Source organism: Enterococcus sp. LX10, assembly GCF_023539285.1.
GTDB classification, from domain to species: domain Bacteria; phylum Bacillota; class Bacilli; order Lactobacillales; family Enterococcaceae; genus Enterococcus; species Enterococcus faecalis.
The window spans coordinates 2,661,189-2,685,000 of sequence record NZ_CP092784.1 but is presented as its reverse complement, the minus strand read 5'-3'; the positions used below and the strand labels follow the sequence as shown (position 1 = coordinate 2,685,000).

Genomic DNA, 23,812 nt, shown 5'->3' with positions numbered 1-23,812 from the left:
GTACGGCTCATATTCATATTTCATTTGCGGGTGTGGCGGAATTGGCAGACGCACTAGATTTAGGATCTAGCGCCGCAAGGCGTGGGGGTTCAAGTCCCTTCACCCGCATATTTAGCCGGCTTAGCTCAGTTGGTAGAGCATCTGATTTGTAATCAGAGGGTCGAGGGTTCAAGTCCTTTAGCCGGCACCATTTTGCGGAAATAGCTCAGTGGTAGAGCACCACCTTGCCAAGGTGGGGGTCGCGGGTTCGAACCCCGTTTTCCGCTTAGCCAATTCATTACGCCGGGGTGGCGGAACTGGCAGACGCACAGGACTTAAAATCCTGCGGTGAGTGATCACCGTACCGGTTCGATTCCGGTCCTCGGCATTGTTTTATATTTAGCACCCATAGCTCAACTGGATAGAGTGTTTGACTACGAATCAAAAGGTTAGGGGTTCGACTCCCTTTGGGTGCATAGTTGAGTGATTGACTAAGTTTTAAAAAGGTGCACGTGAGTTTCTTTTTAATTCGATAGTCTTTTTTTATTACTTTAACTTCATAGCCCGGGAAGTAGCTCAGCTTGGTAGAGCACTTGGTTTGGGACCAAGGGGTCGCAGGTTCGAATCCTGTCTTCCCGATTGTGAAAAACAGTACTGATGATCAGTACTGTTTTTTTGTTTTGTTTAAAATTTAAGTATCGAAGTAGGTGTATTTTTTTGTGATGTGTAATTCTTATCGAAATTGCGACTAAAAATACAGGAATAAAGGACATTGAGAATATATTCGATGGCTAGTTGAGAGGAAAAAGTCGAGACTTTGAAATCTGCATGTTCAACGTTAGGAATGGGCAAAATCACTGTAGCGTATTTAGCTAATTGGCTGTTCAAGTCTGAAGTAATGGCAATAATCGGGGTGCCTCCTTCTGCAAAAATCCGTGCTTCATTAACGATTTCTGCAGTGTTACCACTGTAAGAGACGAGGATGGCTACGTCATTTTTGGTGGCATTGATGGCTAAATAAAATTGTTCAGCTTGATAAGGGATTAAATGGATAAATAGCTGAATGCGTAATAACTTTGTTTGAAAATCCGTTAAGCGAATGTAGGAGTTACTGACACCCACAGCTAAAATATTTTCAGCGGTTAAAAGTAAATCAATGCTTTTATTTAACATGGCCTCGGTTAATAACTGTTGAGTGGATTGAACAGTTTCAGTCGTTAACTGCGCAATTTTCTTGGCAATTAGTAAATCAGAATCTTGCGCTAAAAAAGGCATATTCGCATCAACATTCCGGATTGCTTGGTAGTGAATTTCTAAGTCGCGGGACAAGCGGATTTTAAATTCTTTGAAACCGCTAGTTTCTGTTTTTTTACACAAACGAACAATCGTGGAAGTTGAAGAGTTGGTGGCTTCTGCTAGTTCATAAATCGACATATGCAGGACTCGTTCAGTATGAGATAAAATAAAATCAATAATTAGCCCTTCGTTATATGTATAGCGTTCTTTTTGTTCTAAACATTCGATTAGATTCAATGGGTTCACCTCTCTGTGGTACTTTGTTTCGCTTTCAGTATACCTTAAGCGTATGAATTATGAAACATAGTTACAGAATCAGTTAGTTGTATTTACATCAGAAAGCGGTTTCTTTATGATGAGGATATCACGAAGGATTAAGGAGAGAAGTGAAATGGATAAGTTAACAAACTGGGTGGAGCAAACCGTAGTGCCTAAAGTTTCAAGGATTACAAGTTTACGTTATTTTCAAGCCTTAAGAAATGGTTTTTTTGCAATTATGCCGTTAACAATTATTGGATCGATTTTTATGTTGATTACAGATTTTCCAGTAGCAGGGTATGGCGATTTTATGGCTGGAATTTTCGGTGCAGGTTGGGCGGATATGATTTCACCAGCTTATCGAGCAACTTTCAACATGATGGGAATTATTTTTGCCGGGACGATGTCCTATAAATTGGCGGAAAGTTACGAAATGGACCGTTTAACTTCATTAATTTTAGGAATTGTTGCTTACGTAGTCGTTTTACCGAAAACGGTGACCACTGAATCAGGCGAAGTTGTGACGAAAGTTTTATCGTTTGATTGGTTAGGAACGCAAGGGGTGATTACGGCCATTATTATGTCAATTCTTTCGGTTGAGTTGACTCGTTTCTGTATTAAGAAAAAATTAGTCATCAAAATGCCTGACAGCGTGCCTTCTATGGTGAGCCAAGCTTTTAGTGCATTGATTCCTGGGATTTTTGTGGTAGCGGTGGCTTTATTGATTAATGGGATTGGGCTTTCGTTTGCGGATTCCTTCCCGCAATTAATTTATGCGGTGATTCAAGCGCCACTGCAAGGTTTAATCGGAACCCCTTTTGCAATTATTATTGTGGCTGGCTTAAATGGACTGTTCTAGTGGTTTGGAATTCATCCAACTGTCATCAATTCCATGCTATATCCTATTTTATATGCGAATGCAGACAAAAACCAAAGCTTAGCGGAATTAGGACAATTAACTGCTCAAAATGGCAACTTTGGCACGGTCCAAATGCTCGATCAATTTGCCACAATTGGAGGCGCTGGTTGCACGATTGGCTTGGCTATTGCAATGGCCATCGTCGGACATTCGTCTAGAATGAAAGCCATGTCGAAAATTTCGTTTGTTCCAGCATTTTTCAACATTAATGAACCCTTGATTTTTGGACTCCCAGTTATTTTTAACCCTTTATTATTGATTCCGATTGCGGTCGCGCCGATTGTATCTGTCTTGATTGCCTTTCTGTCAATGAAAATTGGGTTCATGCCAATGTTTACAAACATTCAAGCACCATGGGCTACGCCCTTTCTGTTTTCGGGTTTTTTAGTGGGAAAATGGCAAGGTGCAGTGACGCAAGTTTTAGCTGTTGCGGCTAGTGTCGTTATTTATTATCCATTTGTAAAAGCCTTAGATCGACAATATCAAAAAGAAGAAGCCCATGAAGTACCAGAAACATTGTAGAGAAAGAGGAGTGAAGGAAATGCATGTTGAGAATGATGAAAATATTTGCTGTGAAGTGGAAAAAGGAATGGAAAAAATGTATCATCCGATGGTGCCCGAGTTGGTTCAAACCTCTTCCTTTTATTTTCCAACTTACGAAGAATTTATGGCAGCGAGTATGGATGAAAAAAATAATTATGTTTACACACGTGGCACCAACCCCACAACAGAAATTTTAGAGAAAAAAATTGCTCGTTTGGAACGTGGAGAAAAATGTAAAGTTTTTGCCTCAGGAATGGGCGCTATTTCGGCAACGCTGTTTACGTTGCTCCAACAAGGCGATCATGTTTTAATGGTCAATACAATTTATGGAGAATCTGTTTCGTTTGTGCAATATTTAGAGAAATTTGGCGTATCCTTGACCAAAGTAGACGTTACAGAAACAGAAGAACTTTTTCAATTTGTTCAGGAAAACACCAAAGTCATTTACTTTGAAAGTCCGTCCTCACAAAAGTTTGAACTGCTAGATTTAGAAAAAATAACTGCGTTAGCACAAAAAATCGGCGCATACACTGTCATTGATAACACGTGGGCGTCACCGTTATTTCAGCATCCTTTATGCCATAATGTGGACCTGGTGATTCATTCTTGTTCCAAATATATTGGTGGTCATTCGGATATTGTAGCAGGGGCTGTCATTGGCAAAGCAGCGCTTGTAGATCAAATTTTTGAACATGGTCATCAAGCATTAGGCGCAGTCAATAGTCCCTTCAATTCTTGGTTAGCGTTACGAGGTATTCGTACCATGCCCGTTCGGTTGGCGCATCAGTCTCAAGCCATCCAAACGGTGCTGTCGGCTTTGCAAAAGGATTCGCGAATCAGCCGCTTATATCATCCTTTTGTAGGAAATCAACAACAACAAGCGTTAGCAGAAAAATATTTAACAGGTTATGGCTCCTTGTTTGCGATTGATTTAAAAGATACCGATTTTGAACGTTTGAAAACATTTGTGAATGCATTGACGTTGGTCACAATTGGGGTCAGTTGGGGTGGTTTTGAAAGTTTGGCCTTGCCTGTATTCAAAGGCAATAACTTGGCGGCTGTTCAGAAAAGAGGTTTGTCGCCAGCGCACATTCGCATGTACGTTGGTTTGGAAGAGCCAACATCTATTATCGATGATATTCAACAAGCCTTGGATCAAGCCTATGGCGAAGAATCGTTTTTGTGAGACATTAAGATAATCAGCTGAACAAAAGCAACTCCTTCGGAAATAAGCCGAAATTCTCCAAAAATTAAAGAACAATTTTCGGAAATTTCTTCTTATTGCTGAGAAACACTATTTGCAAAGCAAATAGATGTTGAACAGTACCTACTTGGTTCTTGGAGCTAAACACTTTTGTCTCAGCCTCTGTGATTCAATAACATATTTTCAACTTTAGGAGGGGAACTTAAGTCAGTTTGACTGAGGTTGCTCCTCCTGTTTTGCATTTTTTTATTAAAGTCAAAGCGTTCCTCTTTATTTAATAGGCAAAGTTCGATATAATAATGGTCAATATTAGTCAAGAGAGAAGAAGGATGGAAGACTATGAGTAATCAAAATACGTCAGATTTAATCGAGGCTTATTTAAAAAAGATTTTAGAAGAAAGTAATAAAATTGAAATCCGTCGGGCGGAAATGGCTAATTTATTTAATTGCGTTCCTTCACAAATTAACTATGTAATTAATACACGTTTTACCATCCAACGAGGCTACGCAGTTGAAAGTAAACGTGGTGGAGGCGGCTATATTCGCATTGTCAAAGTACAAATTTCAGATAACGATCAATTACTAAAACAAATGGATCAATTGATTGGCGCAACCTTAACAGAAAAAGATGCGCTAACATTTATTCAAACATTGTATGAAGAAGAAGTGATTACGAAAAAGGAAGGCAATTTAATGCTAGCTGCTTTAAGTAAAAGCACATTGAATGGTCTGGGGAATCACGAAGATTTTCTAAGAGCTCAAATAATGCGTTCATTTTTAGAGCGCTTGAGCTATGAGGAGGAATAACTATGGATGAACTATTTACAGAAAGTGCGAAAGCCGTACTGGCGATTGCCCAAGAAGAAGCGAAGTATTTTCGTCATCAATCCGTCGGTTCTGAGCATTTATTATTAGCACTCGTTTTAGAACCAAATGGGATTGCCGGAAAAACATTACGACAATTGAATACTGACACAGAAGACATCCGTGAAGAAATTGAGCATTTAAGTGGCTATGGCACCATGCAAAGTCCAATGGGGAATAACAACTTATACTTACCTTATTCACCAAGAGCCAAACAAATCTTTGCCTATGCGGGAGATGAAGCGAAGCGCTTAGGGGCTCAAAAGATTGGTACCGAGCATTTATTATTAGGCTTGTTAAGAGACGAAGAAATTTTAGCGTCTAGAATTTTAGTGAATTTAGGATTAAGCTTATCCAAAATGCGTCAATTATTATTGAAAAAAATGGGCGTTTCCGAACCCAATGGCGCACAACGTCGTCGGAATGGTCAAAATAAAAATGCGCCACAAGGGACGCCAACATTGGATTCTTTAGCAAGAGATTTAACCAAGTTAGCACGAGAACAAAGCTTGGATCCAGTAGTTGGTCGCGGGACCGAAGTTCGTCGTTTGATCCAAATTTTGAGTCGCCGTACCAAAAACAATCCTGTCCTAGTCGGTGAACCAGGTGTTGGGAAAACAGCGATAGCAGAAGGCTTAGCTCAGAAAATTGTCAACCGGGAAGTCCCTGAAGATATGCAAGGCAAACGTTTAATGATGCTAGACATGGGTGCCTTGGTTGCTGGAACCAAATATCGAGGTGAGTTCGAAGATCGCTTGAAAAAAGTTGTCGATGAAATCTATCAAGATGGACAAGTCATTTTATTTATCGACGAATTGCATACCTTGATCGGTGCTGGCGGTGCAGAAGGGGCGATCGATGCTTCAAATATTTTAAAACCTGCTTTAGCACGTGGTGAGTTGCAAACCATTGGTGCGACAACTCTGGATGAATACCAAAAATATATTGAAAAAGATGCCGCTTTGGAACGTCGTTTTGCCCGTATTCAAGTAGCAGAACCAACGCCAGAAGAAGCAGAAGAAATTCTAAAAGGCTTGCGTTCACGCTATGAAAAACATCATGGCGTAGAAATTACAGATGAAGCTCTACATGCGGCGGTTCAATTATCGATTCGCTATTTAAATGACCGCCAATTACCAGATAAAGCAATTGATTTAATGGACGAATCTGCAGCAAAAGTTCGTTTAGATAAGGCAGATCAGCCTTCAGAAATTAATGAATTGCGTACCGAAATTTCTCAATTAATTACGGAAAAAGAAGAGGCCATTCAAAACCAATCATTTGAAAGTGCTGCTCGGATTCGTCAAAAAGAAAAACAAGTGATGGAAAAACTAGAAGAATTGATTGCAGTGAAAGAAAAAAGTCTGTCTGGTTACAGTACGCAAGTAACAGAAGAAGACGTGGCTGGAGTCGTTTCACAATGGACAGGCGTTCCTTTGCAGCAGCTAGAGAAGAAAGAAAGCGAACGATTGATGGAATTAGAAACCATTTTACATCAACGGGTCGTTGGCCAAAATGAAGCAGTTGAAGCTGTTTCACGCGCTATCCGTCGTGCGCGTAGTGGCTTGAAAGACCCAGCAAGACCGATTGGTTCCTTCATGTTCTTAGGACCAACAGGGGTTGGGAAAACAGAACTTGCCAAAGCCTTAGCCGAAGCGATGTTTGGCAGCGAAGAAGCGTTGATTCGCGTGGATATGTCTGAGTTTATGGAAAAATACAGTACTAGCCGTTTAATCGGTTCTCCTCCAGGTTATGTCGGCTACGAAGAAGGCGGCCAACTAACTGAAAAAATTCGTCAACGTCCTTATTCCGTTATTTTGCTAGATGAAGTAGAAAAAGCCCATCCAGATGTCTTTAATATTTTATTACAAGTCTTAGATGATGGCCATTTAACGGATGCCAAAGGACGAAAAGTCGATTTCCGTAACACGATTTTAATCATGACCTCCAACTTAGGGGCAACAGCGATTCGTGAAGAAAAACATGTCGGCTTCAATGTGAAAGACATTTCTAAAAATCATGAATTAATGCAAAAACGAATCATGGAAGAATTGAAAAAAGCTTTCCGTCCAGAGTTCTTAAACCGAATTGACGAAACGGTTGTCTTCCATTCCTTGAAACAAGAGGAAATTCATGAAATCGTAAAAATTATGAGTCAATCTGTCGTGAAACGGATGGCCGAACAAGAGGTTAAAGTGAAAATCACACCAGCTGCAATTGAAGTTATTGGTAAAGTTGGGTTTGATCCAGAATATGGCGCACGTCCAATTCGTCGGGCCTTACAAAAAGAAGTGGAAGATCGTTTAAGTGAAGCCCTTCTTTCCGGTCAAATTCAGTTAGGGGATAAAGTAACCTTAGGTGCTAGCAAAGGCAAAATTACGTTAAATGTGCGGGCACCAAAAGCACCAAAGACAGAAGCGAAAGAATTACAAACTGTATAGATGAGATGCAAAGGAGGTCGGGACAGAAGTGTTTAACTCCGAGAAATAAGCCGAAGGGGTTGCTTCTGTTCTCGCCGTGTATCAGTTTTTGAGCGTGGAGCAAAAATCCAAAGTGATTTTTGCTCCACGCTCCTTTTTCTATTTTCCAGTGGCGATTTCTTTTTGAGAATTGCCAGATTGATTTTTCTGTGCTACGTTAATAAGGAGGGGTGATGGAATGGAACAATCTTTTTTTCGAGAATTACTACATTATCAACGTCCAAAGGATAATCCTTTTCGACTAGTGTTTGCTGGCTTGGTTATGTTCAGCATTCTTTTTTTGGGCTATATCAATCATCAATTATTGATTTCAAGTTTTGGCTCGTTAGGTATTTTTACTTTTTTATATTATCAGCCGTTACCATTAAAACAGTTAATGACTCGTTTATCTGTGGTCGGTAGTTACCTTTTTTTAGGAAATTTGTTAGGCATGTTATCGACCCATATTGCATGGCTCATTCCCATTGTTGTTGCACTGGTCGGTTTTGGTGGCCGCTTTTTCTTTGAAGTCTACGATATTTCAAAACCAGGGGCCTTCTTTGGTGTGATGGTGACAGCGATGGGTGCCAGTACGAGCATTCCGTTAGCAAAAATTCCGTTCATGAGTGGCTGTATGTTATTAGGCATTGGCTTTTCCATTTTGTTTGCACTAGTGTTGCATTTTACAGAGAAGGAAATCAGTGCCCCGCTAGCTAAGCGATCATTACGGGAACGAATTTATCGGCATCCAGAAGCGCCATTAGATAGCATATATTATAGCTTTGTCTTATTTTTTGCTGTATATATCAGCGAAAGTTTACATTTACAGAATCCGTATTGGTTAGTCGTTTCCTGTGCATCCATTTTACAAGGAGACAATTTACGTGCGATTAAGCAGCGAAATATTCAGCGAATTTTTGGCACAACGATTGGATTGGTTATTTCCGCTTTTCTGCTTAATTTAGCTTTGACAACTTTTGAATCGATTGTCGTGATTACAATCTTATTTGTGACCGTTGAGTATTTTATTCGTCGTAATTATGGATTGGCGCAATTTTTCACAACGCCTATGGCTCTGATGCTGTCATTGCTCGTTCGTCAGCAGTACGTGATAACGTTGATTCAATTCCGCTTTTTGGGGATTGTTTTAGGCAGCTTGTTAGGCTTAGCGGCAGCGTGGTTATTCACCGTTGTAGTAACGTTTTATGAACGAAAATACCACTTGAATGAGTGACCAAAGAACAGATGATCAGTAATTAAAAAAGAACATTTGGTAGGTAAGCGGATGGTGCTTCTCTACCAAAATTTTTTTCGGAAACATTGTGAAAAATGTACGTTTAATACAGATAAGCTCTTTTAAAGTTTGTGAACGTATGATACTATTAAACGGTCATAAAGAAGGAGGCTATATTTATGATTGAACTGATTGCAACTGCAGAATCTGTTGAGCAGGCTGTAGAATTACTCGCAACAGGTGTGGATACATTATATATTGGAGAAGAAACATTCGGGTTGCGTTTGCCCGTATCTTTTACACGAGATGAACAACGCGAGATTGTGAAACGTGCACATGAAATGGGCAAACAAGTGCTAGTTGCAGTAAATGGCATTATGCACCCTGAAAAAATGAAATTAGTCCCAGAGTATCTGACATTTTTAAAAGAAATCAACGTCGATAAAATTACTTTGGGTGATCCAGGTATTGTGTTTATTATGCAACGAGATGGATTAGAAATTCCTTACGTTTATGATGGTGAAACCTTAGTAACGAGCTCACGTCAAATCAATTTTTGGAGTAAACGAGGAGCCATCGGAGCTGTTCTAGCTCGGGAAGTACCTTTTGAAGAAATGGTAGCAATGGAAGAAAACTTAGCAGTTCCAGCTGAAATTCTTGTCTATGGGGCGACGTGTATTCATCAATCGAAACGCCCATTAATTCAAAATTACTACAATTACACAAAGAACGACAAAGGGGTTACGAAAGACGAAGGGCTGTTTATTTCTGAACCCAAAAAACCAGAAACCCACTATTCCATTTATGAAGATAGTCATGGTACGCATATTTTTGCCAATAACGATGTGAACTTGATGAATGAGTTAACAAACTTGTATGACCATCACTATCGCACATGGAAGCTCGATGGCCTTTACACGCCAGGTGAAAATTTTGTCGCGATTGCTCGCTTATTTGCCGAAGCGAAAGCAGCACTTGAAGCGGGAACTTGGTCAGAAGATCAAGCAACTCATGCAACAGCTGAAATTGAAAAATTACATCCAACAGGTCGTGGCTTAGACAATGGTTTCTTTGATTTAAGTGCCGATGCAATAAAATAAATTGATTCATTTAAGGGGAAGAAGAACATGAAAGTAATGACAGAACGAACATTGAAGCGTCCCGAGGTGTTGGCTCCAGCCGGGACGCTAGAAAAACTAAAAGTCGCAATTCGTTACGGTGCTGATGCCGTTTATATCGGAGGGAATGCCTACGGTCTGCGTAGCCGCGCAGGAAATTTCACGCCAGAAGAAATGGCGGAAGGCGTAGCCTTTGCCCGCGAACATAATGCGAAAGTTTATGTCGCTGCCAATATGGTCACTCATGAAGGAAACCAGGAAGGGGCAGGAGCGTTTTTCAGAGAATTGCGAGACATCGGAATTTCAGCTGTGATTGTTTCCGATCCAGCTTTAATCGAAATTTGTGCGACAGAAGCACCAGGTTTACCCATCCATTTATCGACACAAGCTTCAGCAACTAACTATGAAACATTAGAATTTTGGAAAAATGAAGGCTTAGAACGTGTGGTATTAGCGCGCGAAGTTTCAATGGAGGAAGTTGCAGCGATTCGTGAAAATACGGACATTGAAATTGAAGCCTTTATTCATGGAGCAATGTGTATTTCATATTCAGGACGTTGTACTTTATCCAACCATATGTCGATGCGGGATGCCAATCGTGGCGGTTGCTCTCAATCTTGTCGTTGGAAATACGAGTTATTTGATATGCCTTTTGGGACAGAACGTCGGAGCAAAACCAGCGAAGGGGAAGTTGAAGAAGAGTTTTCAATGAGCGCCGTAGATATGTCTATGATTGAACATATTCCAGAATTAATTGAAAATGGTGTCGATAGTTTTAAAATTGAAGGCCGCATGAAATCCATTCACTATGTTTCGACAGTCGCTAATGTGTATAAAAAAGCCGTCGATTCTTACATGGAAGACCCTGAAAACTATGTCTGCCAACAAGAGTGGATTGATGAATTATGGAAAGTAGCACAACGTGAATTAGCAACTGGTTTTTATTACAATACACCAAGTGAAAATGAACAATTATTCGGCGAACGTCGTAAAATTCCACAATATAAATTTGTTGGTGAAGTGATTGCGTACAACGAAAAGACGCAAGTCGCGACGATTCGTCAACGGAACCTTTTCAGTGTCGGCGATGAAATTGAATTTTATGGTCCTGGGTTTACCCATTTCCACCAAACCGTTAAAGAGATGTATAATGAAGACGGTGAAGCGATCGATCGGGCACCTAATCCCATGATGTTATTAACAATGGAAGTGACGCAACCTGTTGCAGTCGGCGATATGATTCGTAAGAAAAAATAAACCAGCCAAAAGGAGGAGTAAATATGAGTGTCCGCGTGAATGATTTATTAAAATTACCGTCTTTGCGAGAAGCAACGGTACTTTCTGGTAAAAACCAATTGGACACATCTGTTGCTTCTCTTTCTTTTTTAGAAGTCTCTGATATGTCTTTGTTTTCGGAAAAACTTCACAAAACAAATGAATACCATGCTGGTGAAATTTTGATTGGTTCATTTTGTGCCATTCGTCATGATGTGGTGAAGCAATGCGAAACGATTCGGCATCTACATGAATTAGGCGAGGTAGGCCTAATCTTGTACTACGTCGGGATTATCGTACCGAAAGTTGCAGAGGAAGTGATTCAATTAGCGGATTCTTTAGGTTTTATTTTAATCCAAATGCCTAAAAACGATCCCACATTACGCTATAACGAAGTCATTTATGAAGTCATGAAATTGTTAGTCAATAAAAATAAAATGACTTCTTTTGCAACGGACCTCTTGGAAAAAGTTTCCCTTTTGCCTGAACAAAACCGCAGTGTGGAAATGACCTTGAAAATCCTATCCGATTTTTTAAAAGTCAATATTGCGTTAACCACCTATACCAATGAAATCATCAGTACCATCAATTGGCCGCGAAGCACGAAATTACCCTTAACCAAGTTACTTTATCAATCACAAGAGAAAGTAGCGTTGGGAGAAACGACCTACTTCATTACCTCGCAAAAACTTCCTCAGAAAGATGGACAAACATTGAAGCTTTACTTCATTCGAGAAGAAGAGCAGTTAACCTCTTTTGAGATGAATCAAGCGGTGGAAGTCGTTCAGATGGCTCTGAATTTATGGGGGAAAAACTATGACGAAGTCAGTGAGTATGCCTTAGTCCAAGCAATCATTAACGATGAAAGTGATAAGATGTACCAATTAGCCAAAAAATTAATGATTGATATTTCTTCTGTCGAAACGATGTGGCTTTTGCCTATTTGGCAACAAGGACAAGAAATCCACGCTATTCAGCAAGATTTGAAAGATTTCCTACGTTACTATTACCAAACAACGATTGTCCAGCAAACAGAAAATTACCTGATTGTTCTCTTAGGTAATTATTTACACAAACAGCCTGAAGCCACGATTAGTAAAGAATACTTGCAAGCCACAGACTATCAGGACTATTTAGGTGAAATCATCCTTTGTCCGAAAGTTCGTAACACGACTGAAGTGCGTGTCAGCTACCAAACTGTTAATCAAGTCGCGCCGTTTTTAAAGCGTGTCTATCCACAAAGAAAAGTGTTATCAATCGCGGAAATTCGTACAGTTCAACAAATGATGACGTGTCTCCAAGCAGGAGAAGAAGCAATCCAACAACGCTTAGCAGTTATCCAACCTCTCTTAAAAGAATCAGAACAGTTAATGACATTAGGGACGTTTTTACTAGATGCAAGTAGTGATTTTAAAGAATGCGGAGAACGCCTATTTGTTCATAAAAATACGGTCAAATATCGTATCAGTAAAATTAATGAAGCGCTCGGCTATGATATGACCAACGCCGCCGAAGCCTATGAAGTCTATTTGGCGATGATCTTATATCGCTTGGTCACGAATGAATGAAAAAAGCAGACAGAGGTCGGGACAGAAGTGTTTAACTCCGAGAACCAAGTAGGTACTGTTCAACATCTATTTACTTTGCAAATAGTGTTTCTCAGCAATAAGAAGGAATTTCCGAAAATTGTCATAAAACACAACGAGGAACGAGTTGATGTTGCATGATACCTACCCGGTGTTCTTTAATTTTTGGAGAATTTCGGCTTATTTCCGAAGGAGTTGCTTCTGTTTCCGCCGTTTATCAATTTTTAAGCCTGGGACAAAAATCCAAAGTGATTTTTGTCCCAGGCTCTTGTCTGCTTTTTATTTTAAGCCAAAACTTCCTTGATATTTTTTTCAATTTGAAAAAGACCTATGACTGATTTTTCGTTATAATTGAAAAAATAATTAAGGAGGAATGAGAATGAAATTAAAAAACGAGCAACAACAATCGTGGCTTAGCTTAGCATTTGTTTGGGCGGGCGCAATGATTAGCGTGCCAGGATTAATTATTGGAGGAACGTTAGTTGCAGGTATGCCTTTATGGGAAGCTTTGTTAACAGGATTTATTGGTTACGGTATTATTGTTATTTTAATGATTTTACAAGGAATTCAAAGTTCCGACTTACAAGAACCTTCTGTCAAAGTCGCTTCTCAAGTGTTTGGCATTCAAGGTTCGCAAAAGATTATTTCCATTATTCTAGCGATTGCTTGCTTAGGTTGGTTTGGTTTGCAAGCCAATGTCAGCGGTGGCGCCTTCACAAACTTTTTAAAAATTTACGGCATTGATTTACCTGTGTCGCTTTCTTCCTTAATCTGGGGAGTTATCATGCTTATTTCGGCTCTTTATGGCATAAAAATATTGAAAATTCTGAATTATTTTGCGGTTCCTGTGTTAGTTCTGGTTTGTCTTTATGGCTTGGTGGCTTCGTTAAGAAACAACGGTTGGGAAGCTGTTAGTCAATATACCCCTCAAACAGCAGGAAGCTTTATGTCAGGTCTTTCAATGACTGTCGGTTCTTTTGCATTAGGTGCAGTAATTGCTGGAGATTACTCTCAATATGTTTCTTCTCGTAAAGATGTGGTTAAAGCGGCCACCTTAGGGATTTTACCGACAGGCTTGTTGATGATTGGCGTTGGTGCGGTCTTGACCATTGCTTCGAACACCGCAGATATCACGGAAGTTTTTATGAATCTCGGTTTTCCAGTTTTAGGAATTATTGCGCTAATTTTAGCAACTTGGACCACGAATGCCGTGAATGCTTTTTCTGGCGGACTGGCCTTGATTAATGTCTTTGATATTCCAAAAGAAAAAGAAAAAGTCGCTGTCGGTGCGGCCGGCGCCATTGGGACCTTATTAGCAGTTGTGGGGATTTTAAATTACTTTACGCCGATTATGTCCGTCCTTTCTGCGATGGTTCCACCAGTGGCTGGTGTAATGATTGCTGCCTATTGGTTGATTAACAAAGGCGATCGAACCAAATGGCAGCCAACGCCTGGCGTGAATAAATTAGGTGTTTTTTCATGGCTAATTGGTGCTGCAGTGGGGGGCATTCCGGTGATTATGAGTTTCTTTCCCAATGCCCCTCAATTGCCTAACCAACCGCTAATTGGCATTGTTTTATCGTTTGTTATTTATTATTTCGGTGCAAAACGTCAACAGACGAACACCGAATCATTAGAAATGGAATGAAGAAGAGGAGTGTCGGAGAATGCGTTATTTAGATGCAGAAGCAATTGAGAATATAGCCACAGGAGCAGCTTTTTTAGGGACAGGAGGTGGCGGTGATCCCTACATTGGTAAAATGATGGCTTTGTCCGCCATCGAAGAAAACGGACCTGTCAAACTGGTTTCTCCAGAAGAAATTGCCGCGGAGGATTTTTTCCTACCCGCCGCAATGATGGGTGCCCCATCTGTCGCAATTGAAAAATTTCCCAAAGGCGACGAATTTGTCCGTGTCTTTGAGAAGTTAGGAAAATATTTAGACCAAGAAACGATTGCGGGGACCTTTCCAATGGAAGCAGGGGGCGTCAATTCAATGATTCCAATTGTTGTTGCAGCGAAGCTAGGCATTCCCTTGGTGGATTGTGATGGTATGGGTCGGGCCTTTCCAGAATTGCCTATGGTAACGTTCCATTTGAATGGGATGTCAGCGACCCCTATGGCAATTACCGATGAAAAAGGAAATATTGGCATTATGGAAACGATTGATAATACTTGGACAGAACGTCTTGCTCGTGTTCAAACGGTTGAAATGGGCGCCAGTGCTTTAGTGAGCATTTATCCCGCGACAGGCAAACAATTACAAGACTATGGTATTCACAACATCGTGACATTATCAGAAGAAATTGGCAAAGTGATTCGAGGTACCTATGCAGATGAACAAGAAAAACGCCAAGCATTAGTAGAAGTTACGGATGGCTTTGAATTGTTCCAAGGAAAAATTCTAGATGTAGAACGAGAAGTAAAAGGTGGCTTCAATTTGGGACGTGTCAAATTGAGTGGCTTAAACAGTGATGCTGGTTCAGAAGCAGTTGTCCATTTTCAAAATGAAAATTTAATTGCCGAGAAAGATGGCCAAGTGATTGCGATGACGCCTGATTTGATTTGTATGGTAGATTTGGAAACTTTAACGCCTGTGACAACAGAAAGCTTGAAATACGGCAAACGTGTCCAAGTAATGGGCTTGAAAGCGAATGCCGCTTGGCGAACGAAAAAAGGTATCGAAACAGTGGGTCCTCGGTATTTCGGCTACGAAATGGATTATCAACCACTAGAAAACTTAGTAGCGAAGGAGGACAAATAAATGTATAAAATCGGTATCGATGTCGGCGGCACAAATACAGATGCTGTTATTTTAGATCATCAATTAAACTTGATTCATTCAGTGAAAGTTCCAACAACCGATGATATTCAAACAGGGATTGCCGGTGCCTTAAATAAAGTCTTGGCAGAATCAGCAGTGGACCCAACCAAAGTCACACATGCAATGTTGGGCACGACCCAATGTACGAATGCCATTGTTGAACGAAAAAAATTAGCAAAAGTTGGGGTCCTTCGTTTGGGCTATCCAGCAACCGCTTCGGTCTTGCCTTACACAGCTTGGCCCAAGGACTTAGTGGCTACTCTTTCAGAAACGTATGCTTTAGCACATGGTGGCTACGAATATGATGGACAACAATTGACTGCACTGGACGAAGAAGAATTACGTGGGATTTTGGCCTCTTGGCGAGGAGAAGTAGAGGCAATCGCAGTAATTGGCGTTTTTTCTTCTTTAAAAAGTGACCAAGAATTGTTTGTTCAAGCGCTTGCGAAGGAAGTGTTAGGGGCAGATGTTCCTGTATCTTGCTCCTCAATGATTGGGTCTGTCGGTTTAATTGAACGGGAAAATGCAACAATTTTGAATGCTGCGTTGCACAAAGTAATTAAAGTGACCAGCGAAGGCTTTGAACAAGCCTTAGAACAAGAAAAAATTCATCACGCCCAAGTGTAATTATGTCAAAATGATGGTACGTTAATGTCGTTAACGTATGCCAAACAGTTTCCTATTTTAACCATTGCTTGTGGACCAACAAATAGTATTCGTGGCGCTTCTTACTTAGCTGGTTTGAAAGATGCGGTTGTTTTAGATGTTGGTGGCACAACGTCAGACATTGGCGTGTTAGTGGATGGCTTTCCAAGAGAATCTTCACTGGCCGTTGATGTTGGCGGAGTACGGACCAATTTTAGAATGCCAGATATCATGTCAATCGGTGTCGGCGGCGGCAGTCTAGTGCGTGAACAACCAGATGGTTCTGTGACAGTTGGCCCCGACAGTGTCGGCTACCGTATTACACAAGAGGCCCTTGTTTTTGGCGGCACACAATTAACGACCACTGATATTGTGGTTCGCTTAGGCCATGCCCAAGTCGGTGATCCTAGCAAAGTAGCTCATTTAGACCAAACGTTTGCGGAAAAAGTGTACCAAAAAATTGGCGAATTGGTCAGTGAAGCGATTGATCGCATGAAAACCAGTTCTGCAGACGTGACGGTCGTTTTAGTTGGTGGTGGAAGTATTATCATCCCCGAAGAATTGACAGGTGTTAAAGCGCTAATTCGCAACGAAAACGGGGCAGTGGCGAATGCCATCGGTGCCTCTATCGCTCAGATTAGCGGACAATACGAACAAATTTATGTCTATTCAAAAATCCAACGAGACGCGGCGTTGGCCGATGCCCAAGAAAAAGCCGTCCAACAAGCTGAACTTGCGGGTGCAGTTCCTGGCACAATCGAGTTAGTCGAGGTGGAAGAAACACCACTCGCCTATCATCCAGAAAATGCAACACGCTTACGAGTAAAAGTGGTTGGGAACATGTACTAAAAGAAAGGAAATCCTCTGGCATATGAGGGTTTCCTTTTTGTGCTATAGTCTCATCTTTACTTTCGAGTCAATTCAGTTTCAATGCGTTTTAAAATCCTCTTGTTCGCAATTATACCAAGTTCTTCTGTTGAGTTAAGCATATAAATCGTTGATTTCCCATTTCCTTTGTTTAACAAAGTACCTTGTTGGACTAAGCTGGTAACGGTTTTTCTAATTTTATAGTCAGAGTACCCACTATTTTTTTGAATATCTTTAATTTTTGCTTGTCCGTGATCCATCAAGTATAAAATAATTAATTGTTCAATATCAGTATAACCTTTTAGGCTATCTTTCATATTAATTTTCCAGATTTTGATAGTGGTTGCATCGAAATAGGTATCAATATCAGGTGCTTTTAAACTATTTTTAGTCGCTGCATCTATTATTCTAGGTCCTCCAGACCCTGCCTTCTCAGCAATTCCTACTCTCCTAAACAAAGTTGAAATAATCGGATTTCTAGTGACTGAATAACTTCCATGAATAAATTCTTCTTTAGACACTTTCATTTCTCCTGGATTGTAGAACTCAATATAATCATCGTAATCTGCAATCTTAATGACATGATCTGAATCATAATACGCATGCATTAAGACATTTACCAAAGCTTCTTTTAGTGATAATAATAGATCTGATTTATAGGAACCGCGAGTCATATCTTGTGATTGTCTAAAAGTATCAGGAATTGCGAGAGCGAATTTTTCAATGACAATAGTGTAAAAAGAGAAAATATTCATCTCTGGATAGTTCATATCACCTGTGGAAACTCTATCTAACCAATCGCTATCTAATGAACTTTTTTTCTTAAAATAATCCAATTGAAACTTTTTAAACCTGTCTGTAATTGAATGATATTTTCCAAAAAATAATAGTCCGCCAGTTGTTAATTTATATACATTATCGCTGTTCATTCTATCCTTTTTCAGGACACCCAAATTTATAAGTAACTCTTCATCTGAATAATCTAAGTATTTTTGCTCCTGAGTATTTTTATAAAGTAATTCTCTATATTCTTGAATTGTTTTTGTGTTTAAATCGTCCAGAGTATAATTATTTAGTAGCTCAGTATCTATATCGTTCTGAGAATCGACAATTAGGTATTTAAATTGATTATCATCTGCTTTTCGATCACCATCATCTGTTCTTATGTAGGTATTCGTTTTATTTCCATTTAGATAAATAGGTCTTCTTTCAAATGAAGCTTTTGGGACTTTAATTTGTATAATTGATTTTCCAGCAACTTTTAATGTAATAACATCTTCATTACTCAATAAATTAGCGCTCACTTTTTTCTTGTCGTGAATAAGATTCCAAAAATCCCTAAGGATCATTTCTGGCTTATCAACGCCAACAACTCTATAGCCATCGGGTATTTCTTCTACACCTAAAATAATTATACCACCCTTAGTATTTGCAAATGCGCTGTATGTACTCCAGATATCTTTGGAAAGAGAAGTCTGTGATTTTTTGTACTCTAATTGCCAACTTTCTTTTGGATGTGAAAAGATTTCGTCTTTTAATTCTATAAATTGATTCATACGTCCCCTCCTTAGTAATAAATTCAAAAGTAAATCAAAAGTAAAAAAACTGAGTGGTATCAAGCTTTTGAGTGATTTTTTCAAAAGAAAAAGTCATTTTTGAAAAGAAAACCAAAAGAATTGACATATAGATAAAATGTGGTATAATTTTAGGTTTCAATAATTAAATTGTATCATTAAAAAACTTTTTTTTCTAGAAGATTTTAGCAAGAAGTAGTTAAATGAACCAAGTAAATCAATCATAACTAGGAATTCCCTTCGACAATGCTACGATTGAATTCCTTTCCCCCAGTTCTTTTACGGAACGAATCAATGAAACAGAAGCAGCAGAAAACTAAACAAAAGTAAGTAATTCGACTGTCTTTTTTTGCTATTTTTTGCGATAATAAGGGAGAAAGTTCAAATTGAAAGGGAGCCAGAATAAATGAAAACCTATGATTATATTGTTATTGGTGGCGGTAGTGGCGGGATTGCTTCTGCTAACCGCGCAGGAATGCACGGAGCCAACGTCCTTTTAATTGAGGGTAATGAAATTGGTGGGACCTGTGTCAACGTTGGTTGTGTGCCTAAAAAAGTCATGTGGCAAGCCAGCAGCATGATGGAAATGATGGAAAGAGACACAGCAGGCTATGGGTTTGATGTTGAAATCAAAAATTTTAGCTTTAAACAATTAGTTGAAAATCGTGAAAAATATATAGACTTCTTACATGGTGCGTATAATCGTGGTTTAGACAGTAACAACATTGAACGTATCCATGGTTACGCTACGTTTACTGGGGAGCAAACAATTGAAGTCAATGGGACAGAATATACGGCGCCGCACATTTTAATTGCGACAGGTGGTCGTCCGAAAAAACTAGGTATTCCAGGAGAAGAATATGCCTTAGATTCAAACGGCTTCTTTGCATTAGAAGAAATGCCAAAACGTGTGGTCTTTGTCGGTGCGGGTTACATCGCAGCCGAATTAGCAGGAACCTTACATGGCTTAGGCGCAGAAACACATTGGGCCTTCCGTCAAGAACGACCATTACGAAGCTTTGATGACATGCTTTCTGAAAAAGTCGTAGAACGCTATCAAGAAATGGGCATGCAAATTCATCCGAATGCAACACCAGCTAAAATTGAAAAAACGGCGCAGAATGAGTATGTTATTACATTTGAAAATGGTGAATCAATTACGACAGATGCCGTGATTTTCGGGACAGGCCGTCAGCCGAACACGGATCAATTAGGCTTAGAAAATACGAAAGTAGCCCTTGATGAAAAAGGCTACGTCAAAGTAGATAAATTCCAAAATACCACGCAAAATGGTATCTACGCAGTCGGTGATGTCATTGGTAAAATCGACTTAACACCAGTCGCGATTGCCGCTGGTCGGCGCCTGTCCGAACGCTTATTTAACGGACAAACCGATTTATATCTGGATTATAACTTGGTACCAACGGTGGTCTTTACCCATCCACCAGTTGCGACAATTGGTTTGACGGAAAAAGCAGCGCTTGAAGAATATGGTGAAGACCAAGTGAAAATCTATCGCTCTAGCTTTACACCAATGTATTTTGCTTTAGGAGAATACCGTCAAAAATGCGACATGAAATTAATTTGTGTCGGCAAAGAAGAAAAAATTGTCGGTTTGCACGGCATCGGCATCGGTGTTGACGAAATGCTACAAGGCTTTGCAGTCGCTATTAAAATGGGCGCGACCAAAGCAGATTTTGATAATACTGTTGCGATTCATCCAACAGGCTCAGAAGAATTTGTAACAATGCGATAAAAGGCGAATAAACCCAAAAAAAAGAGCGTTGCATCAGCAACGCTCTTTTTTGAATACACGAGTTATACTATTTGATTGGTAAAAAGTAATTTTTTATATCATGCCAATAACCACTTTTCCATCTTTTAACTACTGACTTTTCCAAGAAATATGCTATGATTAAAAAAATCAGCAAAACAGAGGGTAGGGAGTTAGAAGATGGATAAAATTAGAATTAACAACTTGAAATTTTTCACAAAAAATGGTGTTTTGGCAGAAGAAAAACGTCTAGGACAGCAAGTAGAAATCGACCTTGAAATGCAGTTGTCGCTAGCCGAGGCAGGGCGAACAGATGATGTCACCCAAACTGTCAATTATGCCGAAGTGAATGAATTGATTGCCCAACGAGTAAACAATCACTCGTACGATTTAATTGAAGGTTTAGCGAGTGCTATTTTAGATGATATTTCCGCAGATTATCAAGAACAATTGGACAAAATTATCATTAAAATTAGAAAATATAGTGTGCCGATGCCCGGCCTTTTTGACAATATTGAAATTGAAATGGAGCGAGAAGTATAGATGATTGGCTATGTAGCATTAGGTAGTAACGTCGGCGATCCGTACACAAATTTAGTGAAAGCCCGCAATTATTTAAACGAAGACCCGCAGATTCAGGTCGTGGCTTCTTCAAAACTTTATGAAACGGATCCTTACGGCTATACAGACCAAGATGATTTTTTGAACGCCGTATTGAAAATTGATACTAGCTATACCGCTGAAGAATTACTGGCTGTTACCCAAGGGATTGAGCAAGCAATGAAACGTAAAAAATTAATTCACTGGGGTCCGCGGATTATTGATATTGATATTTTATTATTAGGGGAACAGTCAGTCACGTTGCCTCACCTACAAGTTCCTCATCAAGAATTAACAAAACGGTCATTTGTTTTGATTCCCTTAAGTGATGTTTACGCAGAGGAACAACTATTGGGCGCGCCAATAGCTACGTGGATTCAGCGCAGTGGCAATCAAGAAGAAGTGCGAGTAAGCGAAAAGGAATGGTAGAGATGGAGCAGGAAAAACAAGCGCAAATTGAGCAGGCAGTTACCACAATCTTAGAAGCAGTGGGGGAAGATACTCAACGGGCAGGACTCATTGATACACCCAAACGCGTAGCTAAAATGTATGCAGAAGTTTTTAGTGGATTAACCGAACCTGAATTTGACGATTATAAATTATTTGATAGCTTAAATGAAGGCGAAATGGTTCTAGTAAAAGATATTGCCTTTTATTCAATGTGTGAACACCATTTATTGCCATTTTATGGAAAAGTACATGTCGCTTATCTGCCAGAAGGTGGCAAAGTATTGGGACTAAGCAAGTTACCAAGATTAGTAGAACATTGTGCCAAACGTCCCACAGTTCAAGAAGATTTAACAGTGACAATTGCCCGCAAACTCCAAGAAAATATTCCCGTCAAAGGCATTGCAGTAGCCATTGAAGCGGAACATATGTGTATGACGATGCGCGGCGTGAAAACACCACAAAGTAGCACCAAAACATTTCAATTTACCGGACTATTTAAAGAACAAGAGTGGAAAAATCAATTTTTAATGGAGATACGTTAGAAAATGGAAATCATTGTCGGCACGAATAACCAAGGTAAGTTAAAAGAAATGCAATCAGGACTTAAGGACCCAGCTATTCAACTTGTCTCTTATCGAAAGTATACAACCAGTCAAGAGCAACCGGCAGAAACTGGCACTACGTATGCTGAAAATGCTTATCTAAAAGCACGCTTTTTCCAACAATTAATTGGACGCCCAGTGTTAGGTGATGATGGCGGCTTAACGTTAACTGCTTTTCCTGATTTATTAGGTATTTATACAAGCCGCTTTTTCCATTCAGCTAATCCGGAAGAACAGAACCGCGAACTGTTGCACTTATTTGAAGGGCAACAGTCGACTCGCGAGTTAACCTTATCAGCCACGTTGGTCTATGCACTCGATGACGACAAACTGTTGCAAACGGAAGCCGCTTTGACTGGTGAATTAGTTGAACCGCGCGGTACAGGCGGTTATGGCTTTGATCCGATTATTTATTTACCAGACCGAGGCAAAACCTTAGCGGAGTTGTCCATGAGTGAACGAATGAAGATAAGTCCTAGGATGCAGGCTTTACGAAAGATGATTCAGCAGATAAAGGAGCAATATGACAATGATTGATTTAAAAAAGAATTACCAAATTATGGGGATTGTCAACACGACCCCCGACTCTTTTTCTGATGGCGGTAGCTACACAACGGTCGACGTGGCCTATCAACATGCGCTTCATCTACTAGAAGCGGGGGCCGATATTTTAGACATTGGCGGCCAATCCACACGTCCTGGCTACGAAGAAGTTTCTCCACAAGTTGAGGCAGACCGAGTATTACCGTTAATTAAAAAAATACGTGAGACTTCTCTAGCGCCGATTTCTGTGGACACCTACTATCCCGAAGTAGCAGAAGCCGCGATCCAAGCTGGCGCCACAATGATTAATGACATCAAAGGATTAGACACTCCGGGGATGGCAGAAGTCCTCGCACAATATCCTGAAATCCAAGTTGTGATTATGCATTCTAGAAAACGCCAATCTCTTTCTTTAAAAGAAGAGTTGCACCAATTTTATACAGAAAAAATTGAACAATGCCAAAAATACGGGCTTTCCTTAGAAAAAATTTGTTTCGATCCAGGGATTGGCTTTCATAAAACTGTCGCAGAAAACCTTCAACTGTTAAAAGATCCTAACGCCTTTCGCTACCAAGATTATCCGTTACTGTACGGCGTTTCTCGCAAACGAACCATTGGCGCTTTAACGAATGAACCAGAACCAGCCAACCGTGATTTTGGTTCAGCCGCTGCTTCCTTGTATGCAGCACAACAAGGCGTAGAAATTTTACGTGTTCATAATGTCCAAGGCTTAAAACAAACATTTGATGTCTGGCGAGCATTGTCGGAGAAGGAGTAAAGGTAGACCAATAGACTAAACAGACCGACCATCAAAAAAGATAGTCGGTCTGTTTAGTCTATTGCTAAAATCAGTAATAAAAAATAAACCTGTCATAACTTTTACCGAAGGTTGATTATAATTAAAGATGACGTCTTAAACGTTCGCAACCTAATAAACGGCAGAACCAGAACCAACGCCTTCAGAACTAATTGGTTCTGTCCTGATCTCTTCATGTTTATCGTGTTTATTATGCTAAGTTGAAACGGGAAAGTCGATTGTTAAATAAGCTTTCGTTTTTTAGGTATTTTTAAGAAATATTTTAGAGTAGATACAGCATAGAAATTCTATTACAATTGTCTTTGGATCTTCAAATAATATCAATTGTTATTTAATATTTATTTTATTTTTTACAAGTAAAAGTAAGGAGGTTGTAATCTCAA

The 23,812-nt window shown here is 39.8% G+C and carries 17 protein-coding genes, 7 tRNA genes and 2 pseudogenes (1 of these 26 running past the window's edge); 24 read left to right on the top strand and 2 right to left on the bottom strand.

Annotated features, from left to right (window positions below; all coding sequences use genetic code 11):
* The 7 genes from MKZ30_RS12610 to MKZ30_RS12580 all read left to right on the top strand — a co-directional run.
* Positions 1-10: transfer RNA gene (locus tag MKZ30_RS12610), tRNA-Lys, on the top strand; it begins 63 nt to the left of the window's first position.
* A gap of 16 nt (positions 11-26) precedes the next feature.
* A tRNA-Leu gene (locus tag MKZ30_RS12605) sits at positions 27-108 on the top strand.
* A gap of 6 nt (positions 109-114) precedes the next feature.
* Positions 115-190 (top strand) — tRNA-Thr (locus tag MKZ30_RS12600).
* A gap of 4 nt (positions 191-194) precedes the next feature.
* Positions 195-266, top strand: a tRNA-Gly gene (locus MKZ30_RS12595).
* Positions 267-281: 15 nt separating this feature from the next.
* Positions 282-367, top strand: a tRNA-Leu gene (locus MKZ30_RS12590).
* 14 nt (positions 368-381) lie between these two features.
* Positions 382-455: transfer RNA gene (locus tag MKZ30_RS12585), tRNA-Arg, on the top strand.
* Between the two features lie 89 nt (positions 456-544).
* Positions 545-618: transfer RNA gene (locus MKZ30_RS12580), tRNA-Pro, on the top strand.
* A gap of 45 nt (positions 619-663) precedes the next feature.
* Here the strand turns inward: MKZ30_RS12580 and MKZ30_RS12575 are convergent.
* Entirely contained in the window at positions 664-1,521 is an 858-nt protein-coding gene (locus tag MKZ30_RS12575) for a MurR/RpiR family transcriptional regulator (protein ID WP_002354705.1), read from the bottom strand.
* Positions 1,522-1,666: 145 nt separating this feature from the next.
* On the opposite strand from MKZ30_RS12575, the pseudogene MKZ30_RS12570 reads away from it, so the two are divergent.
* The 11 genes and pseudogenes from MKZ30_RS12570 (at position 1,667) to MKZ30_RS12520 (ending at position 17,051) form a co-directional block, all read left to right on the top strand.
* A pseudogene (locus MKZ30_RS12570) lies at positions 1,667-2,974 on the top strand (PTS sugar transporter subunit IIC).
* A complete protein-coding gene (locus MKZ30_RS12565) occupies positions 2,952-4,181 on the top strand; it encodes an aminotransferase class I/II-fold pyridoxal phosphate-dependent enzyme (RefSeq protein WP_050444163.1) in 1,230 nt (409 codons plus the stop codon). The pseudogene MKZ30_RS12570 and the gene MKZ30_RS12565 overlap by 23 nt, the downstream one beginning before the upstream one ends.
* A gap of 357 nt (positions 4,182-4,538) precedes the next feature.
* A complete protein-coding gene (locus MKZ30_RS12560) occupies positions 4,539-5,006 on the top strand; it encodes a CtsR family transcriptional regulator (protein WP_002354715.1) in 468 nt (155 codons plus the stop codon).
* 2 nt (positions 5,007-5,008) lie between these two features.
* On the top strand, positions 5,009-7,504 hold the full coding sequence (locus MKZ30_RS12555) for an ATP-dependent Clp protease ATP-binding subunit (RefSeq protein WP_002378875.1): 2,496 nt from the start codon (positions 5,009-5,011) through the stop codon (positions 7,502-7,504).
* A 217-nt stretch (positions 7,505-7,721) separates the two neighbouring features.
* Positions 7,722-8,756, top strand: a complete 1,035-nt coding sequence (locus MKZ30_RS12550) for an FUSC family protein (protein WP_002354721.1) — start codon at positions 7,722-7,724, stop codon at positions 8,754-8,756.
* A 179-nt stretch (positions 8,757-8,935) separates the two neighbouring features.
* Entirely contained in the window at positions 8,936-9,856 is a 921-nt protein-coding gene (locus MKZ30_RS12545; protein ID WP_033601257.1) for a peptidase U32 family protein, read from the top strand.
* A 27-nt stretch (positions 9,857-9,883) separates the two neighbouring features.
* Positions 9,884-11,131, top strand: a complete 1,248-nt coding sequence (locus tag MKZ30_RS12540; protein ID WP_002368523.1) for a peptidase U32 family protein — start codon at positions 9,884-9,886, stop codon at positions 11,129-11,131.
* A 23-nt stretch (positions 11,132-11,154) separates the two neighbouring features.
* Complete coding sequence (locus MKZ30_RS12535; RefSeq protein WP_033601256.1) at positions 11,155-12,717, top strand: PucR family transcriptional regulator; 1,563 nt, start codon at positions 11,155-11,157, stop codon at positions 12,715-12,717.
* Between the two features lie 391 nt (positions 12,718-13,108).
* Entirely contained in the window at positions 13,109-14,383 is a 1,275-nt protein-coding gene (locus MKZ30_RS12530) for a cytosine permease (protein WP_002358943.1), read from the top strand.
* A 19-nt stretch (positions 14,384-14,402) separates the two neighbouring features.
* Positions 14,403-15,497 (top strand): S-methyl thiohydantoin desulfurase family protein, encoded by a 1,095-nt coding sequence (locus tag MKZ30_RS12525; protein WP_002354727.1) that lies wholly within the window; start codon positions 14,403-14,405, stop codon positions 15,495-15,497.
* A pseudogene (locus MKZ30_RS12520) lies at positions 15,498-17,051 on the top strand (hydantoinase/oxoprolinase N-terminal domain-containing protein).
* 56 nt (positions 17,052-17,107) lie between these two features.
* Here MKZ30_RS12520 and MKZ30_RS12515 read toward each other — a convergent pair.
* Entirely contained in the window at positions 17,108-18,625 is a 1,518-nt protein-coding gene (locus MKZ30_RS12515; RefSeq protein WP_050444160.1) for an RNA/DNA-binding domain-containing protein, read from the bottom strand.
* A gap of 424 nt (positions 18,626-19,049) precedes the next feature.
* On the opposite strand from MKZ30_RS12515, the gene gor reads away from it, so the two are divergent.
* The 6 genes from gor to folP all read left to right on the top strand — a co-directional run bounded on the left by gor (position 19,050) and on the right by folP (position 23,390).
* Positions 19,050-20,399, top strand: coding sequence for a glutathione-disulfide reductase (gor, locus tag MKZ30_RS12510; RefSeq protein WP_033601207.1), 1,350 nt, complete (start codon positions 19,050-19,052; stop codon positions 20,397-20,399).
* 198 nt (positions 20,400-20,597) lie between these two features.
* Positions 20,598-20,960, top strand: a complete 363-nt coding sequence (gene folB / locus MKZ30_RS12505) for a dihydroneopterin aldolase (RefSeq protein ID WP_002372599.1) — start codon at positions 20,598-20,600, stop codon at positions 20,958-20,960.
* The gene (gene folK / locus MKZ30_RS12500) at positions 20,961-21,446 is read left to right on the top strand and encodes a 2-amino-4-hydroxy-6-hydroxymethyldihydropteridine diphosphokinase (protein ID WP_002367511.1); all 486 of its coding nucleotides are present in this window, start codon (positions 20,961-20,963) and stop codon (positions 21,444-21,446) included. It begins immediately after the preceding gene.
* Positions 21,440-22,009: a GTP cyclohydrolase I FolE gene (folE, locus tag MKZ30_RS12495; RefSeq protein ID WP_002383148.1), complete on the top strand. Its 570-nt coding sequence runs from the start codon at positions 21,440-21,442 to the stop codon at positions 22,007-22,009. The genes folK and folE overlap by 7 nt, the downstream gene beginning before the upstream one ends.
* A 3-nt stretch (positions 22,010-22,012) precedes the next feature.
* Positions 22,013-22,606, top strand: coding sequence for a non-canonical purine NTP pyrophosphatase (locus tag MKZ30_RS12490; protein WP_010816868.1), 594 nt, complete (start codon positions 22,013-22,015; stop codon positions 22,604-22,606).
* The gene (folP, locus tag MKZ30_RS12485; RefSeq protein ID WP_002386219.1) at positions 22,599-23,390 is read left to right on the top strand and encodes a dihydropteroate synthase; all 792 of its coding nucleotides are present in this window, start codon (positions 22,599-22,601) and stop codon (positions 23,388-23,390) included. Before MKZ30_RS12490 ends, folP begins: the two co-directional genes overlap by 8 nt.
* The last annotated feature ends 422 nt before the right edge of the window (positions 23,391-23,812 follow it).

Excerpts from the sequence above, each read along its gene's own strand:
- MKZ30_RS12565 (WP_050444163.1), top strand. The coding sequence starts at position 2,952 with ATGAAGTACCAGAAACATTGTAGAGAAAGAGGAGTGAAGGAAATGCAT.
- MKZ30_RS12560 (WP_002354715.1), top strand. The coding sequence starts at position 4,539 with ATGAGTAATCAAAATACGTCAGATTTAATCGAGGCTTATTTAAAAAAG.
- MKZ30_RS12555 (WP_002378875.1), top strand. The coding sequence starts at position 5,009 with ATGGATGAACTATTTACAGAAAGTGCGAAAGCCGTACTGGCGATTGCC.
- MKZ30_RS12550 (WP_002354721.1), top strand. The coding sequence starts at position 7,722 with ATGGAACAATCTTTTTTTCGAGAATTACTACATTATCAACGTCCAAAG.
- MKZ30_RS12545 (WP_033601257.1), top strand. The coding sequence starts at position 8,936 with ATGATTGAACTGATTGCAACTGCAGAATCTGTTGAGCAGGCTGTAGAA.
- MKZ30_RS12540 (WP_002368523.1), top strand. The coding sequence starts at position 9,884 with ATGAAAGTAATGACAGAACGAACATTGAAGCGTCCCGAGGTGTTGGCT.
- MKZ30_RS12535 (WP_033601256.1), top strand. The coding sequence starts at position 11,155 with ATGAGTGTCCGCGTGAATGATTTATTAAAATTACCGTCTTTGCGAGAA.
- MKZ30_RS12530 (WP_002358943.1), top strand. The coding sequence starts at position 13,109 with ATGAGAATGAAATTAAAAAACGAGCAACAACAATCGTGGCTTAGCTTA.
- MKZ30_RS12525 (WP_002354727.1), top strand. The coding sequence starts at position 14,403 with ATGCGTTATTTAGATGCAGAAGCAATTGAGAATATAGCCACAGGAGCA.
- MKZ30_RS12515 (WP_050444160.1), bottom strand. The coding sequence starts at position 18,625 with ATGAATCAATTTATAGAATTAAAAGACGAAATCTTTTCACATCCAAAA.
- gor (WP_033601207.1), top strand. The coding sequence starts at position 19,050 with ATGAAAACCTATGATTATATTGTTATTGGTGGCGGTAGTGGCGGGATT.
- folB (WP_002372599.1), top strand. The coding sequence starts at position 20,598 with ATGGATAAAATTAGAATTAACAACTTGAAATTTTTCACAAAAAATGGT.
- folK (WP_002367511.1), top strand. The coding sequence starts at position 20,961 with ATGATTGGCTATGTAGCATTAGGTAGTAACGTCGGCGATCCGTACACA.
- folE (WP_002383148.1), top strand. The coding sequence starts at position 21,440 with ATGGTAGAGATGGAGCAGGAAAAACAAGCGCAAATTGAGCAGGCAGTT.
- MKZ30_RS12490 (WP_010816868.1), top strand. The coding sequence starts at position 22,013 with ATGGAAATCATTGTCGGCACGAATAACCAAGGTAAGTTAAAAGAAATG.
- folP (WP_002386219.1), top strand. The coding sequence starts at position 22,599 with ATGATTGATTTAAAAAAGAATTACCAAATTATGGGGATTGTCAACACG.